The sequence below is a fragment of the Methylophilus sp. genome, assembly GCF_035460085.1.
In the GTDB taxonomy this organism is placed as follows: domain Bacteria; phylum Pseudomonadota; class Gammaproteobacteria; order Burkholderiales; family Methylophilaceae; genus Methylophilus.
Genome location: NZ_DATHWZ010000063.1, coordinates 35,155 through 48,752 on the forward strand (window position 1 = coordinate 35,155; position 13,598 = coordinate 48,752).

The following is a 13,598-nucleotide window of genomic DNA, read 5'->3' on the forward strand; positions in this document are numbered from 1 at the left end:
CTCGTATGCAACAGTACCATGACCTGCTAAACCACGTGCTCGTACACGGGCACCAAAAGACGGACCGTACCGGCACTGGTACGATTTCGGTATTTGGTTACCAGATGCGTTTCAACCTGGCTGAGGGTTTCCCGTTACTGACCACCAAAAAAGTCCATTTGAAATCCATTATTCATGAGCTGTTATGGTTTTTAAAAGGCAGTACCAATATTGCCTACTTGAAAGAGAACGGCGTAAAGATTTGGGATGAATGGGCGGATGCTGAAGGAAATCTAGGCCCGGTGTATGGCTATCAATGGCGCAACTGGCCGAAACCTGATGGCTCTCATATTGACCAGATCACACAGGTCGTAAACCAGATCAAGAAAACGCCAGACTCACGTCGCTTGATCGTGTCTGCCTGGAATGTGGCCGATGTTGACCAAATGAAATTGCCGCCATGTCACGCCTTTTTCCAGTTTTATGTCGCCGATGGCAAATTGAGCTGCCAGTTGTATCAGCGCAGCGCAGATATTTTCCTCGGAGTGCCCTTCAATATTGCTTCTTATGCTTTGCTGACCATGATGGTGGCACAAGTCTGTGATCTTGAGTTAGGAGATTTTGTGCATACGCTTGGCGATGCGCATATTTATAACAACCATTTTGAGCAGGTGAAAGAGCAGCTCTCCCGTTCGCCACGCGCATTGCCCATCATGCGTATTAACCCTGATGTGAAAGATATTTTTGCCTTCCGTTTTGAAGACTTTACGCTGGAAGGCTATGATCCTCACCCAGCTATCAAGGCGCCAGTCGCTGTATAGTCCAGTGAATAAAAAATATCAAAAATGGCTATTTTTAGCCATTTTGTTAACAGGATGTAATATTTTCAACAACTAATAATGTTTTTGATATCCTTTTTCGCGTTATGAATCGTAATGGGAGAGTCCCTAGCTCAAGCATTGCACCCTCATCATGACTTTAAACACGGAGATCAAAAATGCAAAAAGTGTCAATTATTACTGCCGCGTTGTGCGGTCTACTGTCTGGTCAGGCGTTTGCTGACCACGAAACCATCAAACCTAAAGCCTACGACAGCCTTGGCAAATGCGTCAAAGCAGCTTTATCCAAGCACGATGGCAAAATCGTTAAGCTGGAAGCCAAATCAGAGCGCAAGCAATTGGTGTATGAGTTTGACGTGCAATCTAATGACGGCAAAGCTTGGGATATCGAATGCAATGCTAAAACAGGCAAAGTCACTGAAGTAGAAGAAGAAGTGACTGCGGATGATGAAAGATTCAAAGCGTTGGCTAAAGTATCTGAAGAAGATGCAAAAGCAACTGCTTTGGCTGCACACCCAGGCAAAGTGGTAGAAACAGAGTATGAGCTTGAGCCAGATGGTAAAGCTTCATACGAGTTCGACATTCTTGAAGCTGACAACGAAGAAGTTAAAGTTGAAGTGGATGCGACGACTGGCAAAATCGTAGAAACCAGTTACGAAGTTTACCAAATCGGCCAAGAGTAAAAATGATGTAATGACCTGATCTTTTATTCAGGCGTTCAAGATGTTCAAAAAGGCACCGCATTTGCGGTGCCTTTTTTGCATGAGATCAATATGCAAGTTAGGGAGTGTCTACCCCGATATGGGCAAATTTGCAGTTGCCCGTATCGGTCCTAGTGATAGTTCACTCCCTGAGTGTATACAGCATTTTGTGTGCCAGTAAGCGTCGTACAATTAAAGCTATGATTGGAAAAACGTTTTTTTCTGTCAATGGGAGTTTTTCCTGCATTTATGGTGGTTGATTACAGCCAATTGGTTGTATTCGTTTAATTAAACTTCTTTTAGGAGTTTAGTGTCAGGACTTTGCAGGAAGCGATAAATCCCTGTCAGCAGCTTTTTATATTCCCCGCGTTTGATCAGCTCACTTTGCGCTAACATATTCAACAGTGAGGATTGCTGGTGTTGTTCATTCAAAGCGCCAAGAAACTCGCTGGAAAGACTTTCATTACTAGCCACATAGCTCAAGTTAAACGTATCGCAAAAATTGCCGTACAAGCTTCCCAGCAGCAGGCTTCTAGCATATTTGCTCGCTAAGGGTGGTGGGCTTTCCTGGCTTAACGGAAAACTACTGCGTTGGTCATCAATAAGTAACAGGTGGTAGTCAGACAGTTTTTGTGCAAGTAGCGTTTGCTTGGCAGCATCACTTTCACTGCTAAAAAGTGCCGAGCTATTGCACCAGACCGCTGCGACAGGATAATTGATGCAGTATTTCTCTATTTGCTCACTAAAGTTGATAGCCTGGTTACCTGTAGTTTCGCGAAGTTGAATGACTGTAATGCCTTGTTTTTGCAGGCTCTTGATCATTTCATCGCTTGTATGATGATCTGCCAGCAACATGCCATCTTCAGGCCTTATGCTATGTATGACTGCATTTTGCAGCGCTAACCAGCCGCCGCAAGCAATGTGGTCAGGGGATACCAGAAACCGTCTTTCGTGCGCCAAGAGATTGGCTAACATATGCTTAAGGTTAAACAAGCCGGTGGCATCATAGTCATGCACTTGCAGTTTGTGCATATGCAAAGCTGCACGGCGGATATGGTGCAAACTGGTTTTCTGGATCAGGTGTTGAATACTGTTGGAGTAAGGGTCCACCTGCTGACGCTGCAAGGGGATGTATGTCTCTGATTCATGTGAAGCTGAGGGAGAGAATTCAGAAACGAAAGTGCCGCGTTTGGGTTGTGTGTAGATCAGGCCTAAGGCAGATAACTCTTCATAAACGCGGGAAACGGTTTTTCGGTTGATTCCCAAGCGTTGCGCAATGTCACGTGAGCTTGGTAGGGCGCTGCCACTGAGCCAGGAGCCGCCTTCGATCATCGTGCGGAAATGTCCGATGAGTTGCTGATGGATTGACGAAGAGGAGTCTTTATCCAATACCAGAGAGTAATGCCAGGGTCTGAGCACAGTCAGTGTTTACCTTAAATTTATCAAGTAAAAAAGCACCACTTTTTTATAGTGAAAGTGCCGCAGTTACCTGAAGGTCACACTAGGACATGTCCCTCAATAACACAATGATACAAAAAAAAACCAATTCAACAAAGTTTTCAGAAAAATTCCCTGTCTGGCCCATGAATAAAACCCTGAACTGGCTGGCTGTTATCCCAGGCTATCTATATTACAGTTACAACCGCTTAATAAAGTGATACATCTGTTACAAGATGGTTAAAAGCTCTGGAAGCCTAGTCCGGTTGCAAACTTAAAGCATTCCGCAATGTTTAAACCTTTCTTTAATATTGCTACATGTGATTTATCTTCGGAGATATAACTAATGATGAAAATCAAAACTGCTTTCGGCATTGCTGCTAGCGTAGCACTTGCCTTGCCAGCCATGGCATTCGCCGCTGCTGACCAAGAAGCCGCTATGAAAGACCCAAACAACTGGGCACATCCACGCGGTCAACATAATAACCAAGGTTACAGTGCCCTGTCACAAGTTAACAAAGGCAACATCAAGAACCTTAAAATGGCTTGGACATTTGCGACAGGTGTAAACCGTGGTCACGAAGGTTCACCAGTGGTTGTGGGCAATATGATGTACCTGGTATCTGCATTCCCTAACAATGTTTACGCATTGGATTTGAACGATAACCAAAAAATCGTTTGGTCCTATTTCCCGAAACAAGACCCTAGCGTTCAAGCAGTTCTGTGCTGTGACAACGTGACACGTGGCTTGGGTTTCGGCGACGGTAAAATCTTCCTGCAACAGAATGACGGTATGCTGGTTGCTTTAGATGCTAAAGACGGCAAAAAAATCTGGGAAGTTAAAAACACAGATCCAAAAGTAGGTGCGACTAACACTAACGCGCCACACGTGATTAAAGATAAAGTATTGACCGGTTGTTCAGGTGCCGAATTCGGTGTACGTTGCTTTATCCAGGCTTACAACATCAAAGATGGCTCTACTGCATGGAAAGCCTACTCAACAGGCCCGGACAGCGAAACATTGCATGACGCAAACACTAACAAAGACAACCCTTTGTACAACGCATTGTCAGTATACCAAGACGTAAACGGCGGTAACAGAGAAGGTGGTTCTTTCAAACGTCTGACTGCTGAACAAATCAAAGGTGGCGAAAAAGAATTGGGTACACGTACCTGGTTGAAACCACAAGCGATCAAAGATGGCTGGCAGCATGGTGGCGGTTCCGTATGGGGCTGGTGGCCATATGATGCTAAAACAAACCTGGTTTACTACGGTGCTGGTAACCCATCTGTTTGGAACCCGGACGTACGTCCAGGCGACAACAAATGGTCTATGACAGTGACTGCACGTGATCTGGACACTGGCGTGGCCAAATGGGCGATGCAAATGACTCCACACGATGAGTGGGACTACGATGGCGTAAACGAAGTCATCTTGTTCGACAAAGGTGGCAAAACATACGCATGGCACCATGACCGTAACGGTTTCGCATACACATGGAATGCAAACACTGGTTCCCTGATTGCTGCGGAAAAAGTACACCCATTCGTTAACTGGGCTGCAGACGTAGACCTGAAAACAGGTGTACCAAGCAAAGATGGACGTTATTCAACTCACCAGGACTACAATGCTAAAGGCATCTGCCCGGCTGCTTTGGGTACTAAAGACCAACAACCAGCGGCTTACTCACCAAAAACTGGTTTGATGTACTCTCCACTGAACCACGTATGTATGACATATGAGCCAGTTGAGTCTAAATACGTTGCTGGTCAACCATGGGTTGGTGCAACATTGACCATGTTTGCTGGTCCTGACGGCGTGATGGGTGGCTTTGCTGCTTATGATCCGATGACCAACAAAAAAGTCTGGTACAACAAAGAGAAGTTCTCCGCATGGAGTGGTGCTCTGACAACGGCAACTGACCTGGTGTTCTACGGTACTTTGGATCGCTGGTTCAAAGCGGTTGATGCCAAATCCGGTAAAGAGTTGTGGAAATTCCAGGTGGGTTCAGGTGCGATTGGTAATGCATTCACCTACGGTAACAAAGGCAAACAATACGTTGGTATCTTCTCCGGTATCGGTGGCTGGGCTGGCGTGGCGATGAACCTGGGTATGACAAGTGACACCGACGCACTGGGTGCTGCTGGTGGTTACAAAGAGTTGACCAAGTACAACGCTGCTCCTGGCGGCGGTGCACTGAATGTATTCTCACTGTAATTTGAGATTGATCTTAAAGTTACTTTAGAAATACGTTGACTTAGAAACACCCTGCTTCGGCGGGGTGTTTTGCTTTGTGAGAAGGCAACAATAGAATTAAGCTGTGCGGTGAGACTTGAGTATGCGCTGGAAATGTAACCAGCCATAACGTCATTGGCCTGAAGATAAGGAGGCTAGGCGCTTAGCCGTAGATATGCACAGCGTTTTCCGCGCGTATCTGCTGAAATATCTGGTGGCGTGCCGGGGCAATTTCACCTTTGGCAACGGCTTCCAGGATCATGCATCCAGGCTCGTGCGTATGGGTGCAGTTATTGAATTTGCAGTGACCAATATGCGGCCTGAATTCAACGAACGCGTATTCAAGCGCGATGCTATCAATATGATATAAGCCGAATTCTTGCAGGCCGGGGGAGTCTATGATGGCGCTGTCACTATCCAGGTGATAAAGATGCGTGGCCGTTGTGGTGTGTTTGCCGCTATCCAGCGTGGTACTGATTTCCTGTGTCTTGCTACGTACTTCAGGTAACAAACTGTTGATGATGGTCGATTTGCCCATGCCCGATTGCCCGACCAGTATACTGGTATGTCCGGCGAGGATTGGTCGTAACGCATCTACCGATTCTTTGGCGTTGAGGGGTAACGAGATATAGCCCAGCTGCGCATATTGGGCTAGCTTTTCCACCGCATCCGGGTTAGGTAAGTCACTCTTGTTCAGGATGATGACTGCGCGTATGCCAGCGGCTTCCGCTGCAACCAGGCAACGGTTCAACAAGTCCTCGTAAAAGCTGGGCTGGGTTGCTAGCACAATCAGTATTTGTGTGACATTGGCGGCCAGGATTTTGCTTTTGAAGGCATTGCTGCGATAGAGCAGGGTATCCCGCTCGGCCGTCTTCTCTATCACGCCTTCTTTATTGGAGGTCAGTTTGACTGAGACACGGTCACCGGCGGCATTGTCAACTTTCTTGCCACGTGTCACACAACTGAGTTTGCGACCATCAGCCAATTCAACGTTATAGCGCTTGCCGAAGGCAGCGACAATCAATCCTTCTTCCAGCATATTAGAAATGATAGTAAGCCTGATTGAGATACTGCACCACCTGTTGCTCATCGTCATCGAACCACTTGAGATTGAGCATGGTGTTGCAGTTGGTGACCTGAGCTTTCAGGCCATTGAAGGAACGTACTTTCCGGTATTCCCTGGTATAAATCCCGCTGCCATCCCCGCCAAAGCTACTGGCATGGCAGGAGATGCAATGCGTTTTCACCAGTTTTTCGCCTGCCAGCAGATCAGCTTTGCTAGCCGCTTGTACATTTGTGACTAGCAATGTTAAGAAAACAGTGATGGCGAGTGATTTCATGCGTAAGTTTGCAATTTGGCAATACGCAAACTGGCAGGCGGATGCGAATCGTAGAATGCCGAGTGTAATGGGTCTGGCGTCAGCGTGGACGCATTATCACGGTAAAGTTTGACCAACGCATCAATCAGGTACTGTGGACGTGACTGCTGCGAGGCATATTGATCCGCTTCGAATTCGTTAATACGTGAATAGGACGCCAGCAGAGGGCGCAGGATAAACATAAACACCGGGCTAACTAGCATAAACAGCAATAAAGCCATATGGTTGCTGGCCTGTGCCACGCCCAGGCCATGATAGAACCAGTCCTGTTTCATCAGGAAACCCAGTAGTGCCAGGCCGAGCAGGCTGAGGCCGAACATCATGACGATGCGCTTGATCACGTGTTTATGCTTGAAATGACCCAGCTCGTGGGCCAGCACCGCTTCGATTTCATCGGCGTTGAGTTTCTCAAGCAGGGTGTCAAAAAACACCACGCGCTTGTTTTTACCAAAGCCGGTGAAGTAGGCATTACCATGGCCTGAGCGGGTAGAGCCATCCATGACAAACAAACCCTGGCTGGCAAAGCCGCATTTTTGCATCAGTGCTTCAATGCGCGCTTTCAGGCTCTGGTCTTCCATAGGCGTGAATTTATTGAATAGCGGCGCAATCCAGATCGGGTACACTGCCAGCATAAACAGGTTGAATGCACTCCAGATGAGCCATAGATACAGCCACCACCAGTCGCCAGCGCCTTGCATCAGCCAAAGCGCAACGAATAACAGCGGGCCACCTAACAGAAGACCTACGATCGAGTGTTTAATTAAATCCCCAAAAAACATGGCGCGGGACATTTTGTTAAAGCCAAATTTTTCATCCACCCTGAAAGTCTGGATATAATCAAAAGGCAAGGTCGCCGCACTGGAAATTAACAGGGCAGAGCAAATCACTAAAGCGCCACGAATAATCTCATGTTCAGGTATCCACTGTAACCAAAGCTGATCCAGCGTTTGTAAAATACCTCCTAAAGTTAAGGCTAGCAAAACAACTGATTCTATGACCGTTTCACTCAGGCGCAATTTCACTTTTGCGGATGTGTAATCAGCCGCGCGCTGATGCGCTTCCAGGCTGATGCTTTCACTAAAGGCGGCAGGCACTTGCTGGCGGTGTTGCTGGATGTGACGAATATGGCGAAAACCCAGCCACACGCGGACACCGAGGCTGATGACAATGACAGCAACAAAAATTTGGGTAAAGAGTTCAGGCATAACGGTCACGGATTCTTAGAGTAATTGGTAGCTATTTTGATGGATTTATATCCACCTTGTTCACTGAACTGAATATAATGTCCCATTTTAATGGAAATCATGACATGAGGCACACAATTGGCGACTAATCAGGACAATTTAATCTGGCTGGACATGGAAATGAGTGGGTTGCTACCGGATACGGATCGTATCCTTGAGCTGGCGGCCGTTGTGACGGATGCGCAACTCAATGTGATTGCAGAATCTCCTGTACTGGTCATTCACCAGTCTGATGCCGTCCTTGATGGTATGGACGCCTGGAATAAAGGCACACACGGCCGCAGTGGCTTGATTGATAAAGTAAAAGCCTCTACGCTGGATGAAGAAGCCGCAACTGATGCCATGCTGTCTTTTCTTAAAGAGCATGTGCCTGCGAGCAAATCGCCTATGTGTGGTAATTCCATCTGTCAGGATAGACGTTTTATGGCGCGCTACATGCCACGCCTTGAGCAATTCTTTCATTATCGTAATTTGGACGTGAGTGTGTTTAAAGAATTATCACGTCGTTGGCGCCCGGATATTTACTCAGGCTTTAAAAAAGCCAGCCGCCACGAAGCCCTGGCCGATATTTATGAGTCGATTGATGAGCTTAAGTATTACCGCGAGCATTTTCTTATCATGACTCCACCGGCCAAGCCAGAATAAAAGGCAAAAAAAAGACGCTTACTTGAGCGTCTTGAGGGAGGAGAAGTTAGCTTTGGAGAAGCTTGATTAGTAATAAGCATCTTCTGTGCCAGCTCTCCTCCCTTTTTATATGGTTTAAAGTGGAAGGTTACTTTTTCATTTTAAAACAGTGGCTTGGTAAAGATTTGAATAGTTTTTAGCTCTGGTTTCCCAGCTAACATCTTGCAACATGGCCTGTTTTTGTAGCTGTTGCCACTGACTAGAATTGGCAAATGCTTTCATTGCATGACGTAATGTGACCAAAAGTGTCCAGGGATTATTTTGCGGCATCACAAATCCTGTCATGTTTACGGGCACCACTTTTTCCTTAATTTCGCCTCCATGTACTGAGTCTGCTAGTCCACCTGTCTTGGCAACCAGGGGAATAGTGCCATAGCGCAACCCGTACATCTGGTTTAGCCCGCAGGGCTCAAAACGGGATGGCATCACGAAAATATCTGTGCCAGCCATGATGCGATGAGAAAGCGGTTCGTTGTAACCGATGGTGACCGACACTTGCCCCGGATATTGCTGCATGAGCGCTTGATATTGCTGTTCCAGAACCGGTTCTCCGCTCCCCAGCACCGCTAGCTGGCATCCGCTTTCCAGCAGTTGATGGGCAATGGTGACCAGCATATCCAGACCTTTCTGGTGTGTCAGCCGGCTGACCACACCAAGTAAAGGCACATTTGCATCCTGTGCTAATCCCAGTTCAGTTTGCAACGCATGTTTAACCTCTTTTTTACAGCGCAATTTATCAACATGGTAGTGCACTGGTAGGTAAGCATCTGTCGCGGGATTCCAGACCTGAGTGTCAATACCATTCAAAATGCCAGTCAAATCTGCTGCGCGATGCTGGAGTAAACCTTGAAAGCCGAAACCAAACTGCTCGGTTTGAATTTCTTGGGCATAGGTGGGGCTGACTGTGGTCAAGGCATCGGCGTAATAAAGACCTGCCTTCATGAAAGATATCTGGCCATAAAACTCATAGCCATCGGTTTTGAAATCCTGTTCATCCAGAGTGAGACGAAAGCGCCAGTCTGCATGAAAATTACCCTGGAATGCCAAATTATGGATGCTGAAAACAGACTTGGCTTGACTGCCCATTTGGCGTAAATAGTAAGGTGTCAGGCCGGTTTGCCAGTCATTGCAATGGACGACGTCCGGTTGCCATACCTGTAGCGCATTCGGAATTGCCAGCAAAGCAGTTACTTTGGAAAGTACGCCAAAACGCAAAGCATTATCCTGCCACTCACCATAGACCGGATGATGGTATGGCCCACCTTCACGATCATACAGTTGCGGATAATCAATCAACAGGAGCGGAATCTGCGTACCCGGCAGCTTGGTCTGGTAAATATCACAGCTGATATCATGAAAAACCTGCAGCGAGCCAAGCAAATGCGGTGATTCGCAGGTTGCCAACATGCCACGGTAGGCGGGTAGTACAATCTGAATATCCAGGCCGGTGGCAAATAATGCTGTTGGTAAAGCACCGCTGACGTCTGCCAAGCCTCCTGTTTTGATAAGTGGGAAAATTTCTGAAGTAGCAAATAATAAACGCAAGGGACTCTCTTTAAATCAAACAGAATGAGGTGGATAGGCACTATCACTAGCGAGTTATGATACATTGCCTGAATTGGTTTTAGAAGGAAATTGAAATGAAATCTTGGCTTGCAGTGGCGATAGGAGCAAGTGTTGGTGCCTGGATCAGGTGGGGGTTGACGGCCAGTTTAAATGGAGTAGGGGTGATCCCCTTGGGGACTTTTCTAGCCAATGCCGCAGGTGGCTTATTGATGGGCGTTGCACTGGGCATATTACAAAGTATGCCAAGTTTATCGCCAGAGTGGCGATTGCTAATGACTACCGGTTTCCTGGGCGGATTAACGACCTTTTCGACCTTTTCTGCAGAGGCTTTCACACTCATGCAAAAACAGCATTATGGTCTGGCGATGCTACACATAAGCAGCCATGTCATAGTATCGATTGTGCTCACCATGATCGGCTACTGGTGTGTGCTGCGCCTGCAATAAGTAAGCACACAAAAGACCAACCAGAACAGTAGCGTGTAAAGTCGCCCATAAAAAAAGAGAGCCACTGGCTCTCTTTTTTTGTGCCGGCATAACTCCAGCATTAGCGATCAAGACTACTCTTTTTTCTGCGTTTCTACCATCACCATCTGATTGGCTTCGCCAGTCGCGGCCTCATCTTTTTTCCACTTTGCAGCGGTACGAGGTTTTTTAGGTTTAGCAGAGGCATCTGCAGTTTTAGACTCTGCTGCTTTGCTTTCACCAGAATTGGTCTCTACCAGTTGAATGCCAGAGTCCGCATTCGAAGCGTTAGCTTCTTTGGCAGCGGCCGGTTTGCGCTTGCGTGCGGCCGGTTTCTTCTGTGCATCTGGTTTTTCATCTGCAGTGTCTTTGCTTGTTTTGCTTGTCGCTGCAGTTTCAACCAACTCAATGGCTGGCGAAGCGCTGGAAGCTGCTACATCTGAAGCTTTACCACGCGTTTTGTTACCGGCTTTTCCACCACGGGAACGATTGCGGGCAGGCTTTTCTGCGTTAGCTTCGTCAGTCACTGCTTTTTCATCTGTTTTCACTTCGGCCATTGCATTAGCTGGTGTAGTCGTTTCTACAGTTTCAGCAATATTAGTTTTTGCCGCTGGCTTGATGTCAGCTGCAGGCGCACTAGTTTCACTGTTGACTACCGGTGCTTGTACAGCAGGTGCTTGAGTTGCTGCGCCTGGTAGCGTATCGATCTGCTGGCTATTGTTGCTTAAGTTTTCTGCATTTTCGCTGTTGGCAGATTCATCACGAGGGCGACGGTCGCGGCGACCATGACGGTTACGACGATTACCACGTTCGCTACGCTCTTTATTGTCACCTGGTTGCGCAGTCAATGCTGCCTGGGTAGAGTCAGTTTTGACCACTTCTTGCGCAGGTTGACGTTGCTGCCTGTCTTTATTATTTCTTTCTTGTGGATTATTTCTTTCCTGTTGCGGACGATCCTGTCTGGATTTGCTGGCAGCATCCTGCTCTTTTGCCGGGCGCTCACCACGTTCTTGTTGTGGGCGTTCACGTTGACGGTCACGGTCACGACGGTTGCGATTTTTATTACGGTCGCGGCCATTATCTTTGGTTTCCCTAGCTGGTATGGTGACTTCTGCCACAGGCTCTTTTTCTTCAAGACCTAACCAGGATTTGATCACACCGAAGAATGATTTTTTAGCAACTGCCGCTACGTAAACAGGTTTCTCTTCCACAATCGGTGCAGAAGTAGCAGGCGTGATACCTTTCACCAATGCTTCAACCTTGCCCGGCGCAGCCGCTTGCTCCAGGCGGTGCTGGTAATCTGACTCGGTTGGCAGGTCTACCATCTTGTAGCTGGCTTGATTGGTTTCTTCATTCACATCGTCAAGGCGGATACGCACAATATTGTAGTTCGGCGTTTCCATATGGATGTTAGGAATGAGGATAACTTCAACACCGGTACGCTGTTCGATTTTATGAATATCGGCACGCTTTTCATTGAGCAGGAAAGTCGCAGCTTCAACAGGCAGTTGTACCTGGATAATCGCGCTATTGTCCTTCATCGCCTCTTCCTGCGTGATGCGCAGAATATGCAATGCAGTTGATTCGATACCGCGGATATGGCCTGTACCGTTGCAACGTGGACAGGTCATATGGTTAGTTTCCCCCAGGCTAGGACGCAGGCGCTGGCGTGAAAGCTCTAATAAACCAAAGCGTGAGATCTTGCCCATTTGCACACGGGCGCGGTCATAGTGCAAAGCATCGCGCAAGGCATTTTCCACGTCGCGCTGGTTACGCTGGTTCTCCATGTCGATAAAGTCGATGACCACCAAACCACCCAGGTCGCGCAGGCGCATCTGGCGAGCCACTTCTTCAGCAGCTTCAAGGTTGGTATTGAACGCAGTTTGCTCAATATCAGTACCTTTGATTGAGCGGCCGGAGTTGACATCGATGGATACCAATGCCTCAGTGTGATCGATGACGATCGCACCACCGGAAGGCAAACGCACTTCACGTGAGAATGCAGATTCAATCTGGTGTTCGATCTGGAAGCGGGAGAATAACGGAATTTCATCCTGGTACAGTTTGACGCGGGTGACATTGCCCGGCATCACGTGATTCATGAACTGTAACGCTTGCTCGTGCACATCAGCCGTATCAATCAGGATTTCGCCGATGTCGGCACTGAAGTAATCACGGATAGCGCGGATGACCAAGCTGCTTTCCTGGTAAATCAGGTAGGCACCAGGCTGGAAGTTGGAAGCATCTTCAATCGCCTGCCACAATTGTGTCAGGTAGTTCAGGTCCCATTGCAGCTCTTCAGCCGTACGGCCGATTCCGGCGGTACGTGCAATAATGCTCATGCCGTTAGGCACTTCCAGTTGCGCCATAGTGTCGCGCAATTCATTGCGGTCTTCGCCCTCAATGCGGCGGGAAACACCGCCTCCGCGCGGGTTATTCGGCATCAGTACCAGGTAACGGCCAGCCAGCGAAATAAATGTCGTTAAGGCGGCGCCTTTACTGCCACGCTCATCTTTGTCGACCTGGACAATGACTTCCTGGCCTTCCTTCATCACATCCTGGATACGGGCGCGACCTTCAGGTTTATCCTGGAAATAATTGCGGGAGATTTCCTTGAAAGGCAAAAAGCCGTGCCTGTCTGTACCATAATCGACAAAGGCGGCTTCGAGAGAGGGTTCAATACGGGTGATGACCCCTTTGTAGATATTGCTTTTACGCTGTTCTTTGCCAGCGTGTTCAATATCCAGGTCTATCAGTTTTTGTCCATCGACAATAGCAACGCGCAATTCTTCTGATTGCGTTGCGTTAAATAACATTCTTTTCATGCAGTGCTCCTAAACCGAAGCTGCAGAATACGAATGAGTACAGGGCGAGCCAGGGTTGTGAATCAACCACCTGAATTTAACGTGGGATAAGTGCAAAGGCTATTGCAATGCGGAGAAGCAATGCAGGCATCAATGTGCACAATATTCAAGTATGTCAATGAACCACAAGGGCAATCATATTGATACTCAATAATCTGACAGAGTCTAGCTTGATGAAAGGTTTGGCAGGTGTTGGATTGTTATC

The 13,598-nt window shown here is 47.6% G+C and carries 11 protein-coding genes; 5 read left to right on the plus strand and 6 right to left on the minus strand.

Annotation, left to right across the window (positions count from 1 at the left end):
• The first annotated feature begins 5 nt into the window (after positions 1 to 5).
• Both VK958_RS09055 and VK958_RS09060 read left to right on the plus strand, forming a co-directional pair.
• Positions 6 to 800, plus strand: a complete 795-nt coding sequence (locus VK958_RS09055) for a thymidylate synthase (RefSeq protein ID WP_325240863.1) — start codon at positions 6 to 8, stop codon at positions 798 to 800.
• A 176-nt stretch (positions 801 to 976) separates the two neighbouring features.
• Positions 977 to 1,501 (plus strand): PepSY domain-containing protein, encoded by a 525-nt coding sequence (locus tag VK958_RS09060; RefSeq protein WP_325240864.1) that lies wholly within the window; start codon positions 977 to 979, stop codon positions 1,499 to 1,501.
• Positions 1,502 to 1,807: 306 nt separating this feature from the next.
• Here VK958_RS09060 and VK958_RS09065 read toward each other — a convergent pair whose 3' ends face one another.
• Positions 1,808 to 2,938 (minus strand): GntR family transcriptional regulator, encoded by a 1,131-nt coding sequence (locus VK958_RS09065; RefSeq protein WP_325240865.1) that lies wholly within the window; start codon positions 2,936 to 2,938, stop codon positions 1,808 to 1,810.
• Positions 2,939 to 3,302: 364 nt separating this feature from the next.
• Here VK958_RS09065 and VK958_RS09070 point away from each other — a divergent pair, with 364 nt between their 5' ends.
• On the plus strand, positions 3,303 to 5,174 hold the full coding sequence (locus tag VK958_RS09070) for a PQQ-dependent dehydrogenase, methanol/ethanol family (RefSeq protein ID WP_325240866.1): 1,872 nt from the start codon (positions 3,303 to 3,305) through the stop codon (positions 5,172 to 5,174).
• A 181-nt stretch (positions 5,175 to 5,355) separates the two neighbouring features.
• Here the strand turns inward: VK958_RS09070 and rsgA are convergent, their stop codons facing one another.
• From rsgA to VK958_RS09085, 3 genes are read right to left on the minus strand one after another with little or no spacing between them, the layout of a single operon-like run.
• On the minus strand, positions 5,356 to 6,231 hold the full coding sequence (rsgA, locus tag VK958_RS09075; RefSeq protein WP_325240867.1) for a ribosome small subunit-dependent GTPase A: 876 nt from the start codon (positions 6,229 to 6,231) through the stop codon (positions 5,356 to 5,358).
• 1 nt (position 6,232) lies between these two features.
• On the minus strand, positions 6,233 to 6,532 hold the full coding sequence (locus tag VK958_RS09080) for a cytochrome c family protein (protein WP_325240868.1): 300 nt from the start codon (positions 6,530 to 6,532) through the stop codon (positions 6,233 to 6,235).
• Positions 6,529 to 7,776, minus strand: a complete 1,248-nt coding sequence (locus VK958_RS09085; protein WP_325240869.1) for a M48 family metallopeptidase — start codon at positions 7,774 to 7,776, stop codon at positions 6,529 to 6,531. Before VK958_RS09085 ends, VK958_RS09080 begins: the two co-directional genes overlap by 4 nt.
• A 117-nt stretch (positions 7,777 to 7,893) precedes the next feature.
• On the opposite strand from VK958_RS09085, the gene orn reads away from it, so the two are divergent.
• The gene (gene orn / locus VK958_RS09090) at positions 7,894 to 8,460 is read left to right on the plus strand and encodes an oligoribonuclease (protein WP_325240870.1); all 567 of its coding nucleotides are present in this window, start codon (positions 7,894 to 7,896) and stop codon (positions 8,458 to 8,460) included.
• A gap of 135 nt (positions 8,461 to 8,595) precedes the next feature.
• Here orn and glgA read toward each other — a convergent pair whose 3' ends face one another.
• Positions 8,596 to 10,044: a glycogen synthase GlgA gene (gene glgA / locus VK958_RS09095; RefSeq protein ID WP_325240871.1), complete on the minus strand. Its 1,449-nt coding sequence runs from the start codon at positions 10,042 to 10,044 to the stop codon at positions 8,596 to 8,598.
• Positions 10,045 to 10,139: 95 nt separating this feature from the next.
• Between glgA and crcB the strand changes: the two genes are divergently transcribed.
• Entirely contained in the window at positions 10,140 to 10,511 is a 372-nt protein-coding gene (crcB, locus tag VK958_RS09100) for a fluoride efflux transporter CrcB (protein ID WP_325240872.1), read from the plus strand.
• Positions 10,512 to 10,624: 113 nt separating this feature from the next.
• On the opposite strand, the gene VK958_RS09105 is transcribed toward crcB, so the two are convergent.
• Positions 10,625 to 13,354, minus strand: a complete 2,730-nt coding sequence (locus VK958_RS09105) for an Rne/Rng family ribonuclease (RefSeq protein ID WP_325240873.1) — start codon at positions 13,352 to 13,354, stop codon at positions 10,625 to 10,627.
• Positions 13,355 to 13,598 lie beyond the last annotated feature (244 nt).

Excerpts from the sequence above, each read along its gene's own strand:
- VK958_RS09070 (WP_325240866.1), top strand. The coding sequence starts at position 3,303 with ATGATGAAAATCAAAACTGCTTTCGGCATTGCTGCTAGCGTAGCACTT.
- crcB (WP_325240872.1), top strand. The coding sequence starts at position 10,140 with ATGAAATCTTGGCTTGCAGTGGCGATAGGAGCAAGTGTTGGTGCCTGG.
- VK958_RS09085 (WP_325240869.1), bottom strand. The coding sequence starts at position 7,776 with ATGCCTGAACTCTTTACCCAAATTTTTGTTGCTGTCATTGTCATCAGC.
- VK958_RS09080 (WP_325240868.1), bottom strand. The coding sequence starts at position 6,532 with ATGAAATCACTCGCCATCACTGTTTTCTTAACATTGCTAGTCACAAAT.
- rsgA (WP_325240867.1), bottom strand. The coding sequence starts at position 6,231 with ATGCTGGAAGAAGGATTGATTGTCGCTGCCTTCGGCAAGCGCTATAAC.
- VK958_RS09055 (WP_325240863.1), top strand. The coding sequence starts at position 6 with ATGCAACAGTACCATGACCTGCTAAACCACGTGCTCGTACACGGGCAC.
- VK958_RS09060 (WP_325240864.1), top strand. The coding sequence starts at position 977 with ATGCAAAAAGTGTCAATTATTACTGCCGCGTTGTGCGGTCTACTGTCT.
- VK958_RS09105 (WP_325240873.1), bottom strand. The coding sequence starts at position 13,354 with ATGAAAAGAATGTTATTTAACGCAACGCAATCAGAAGAATTGCGCGTT.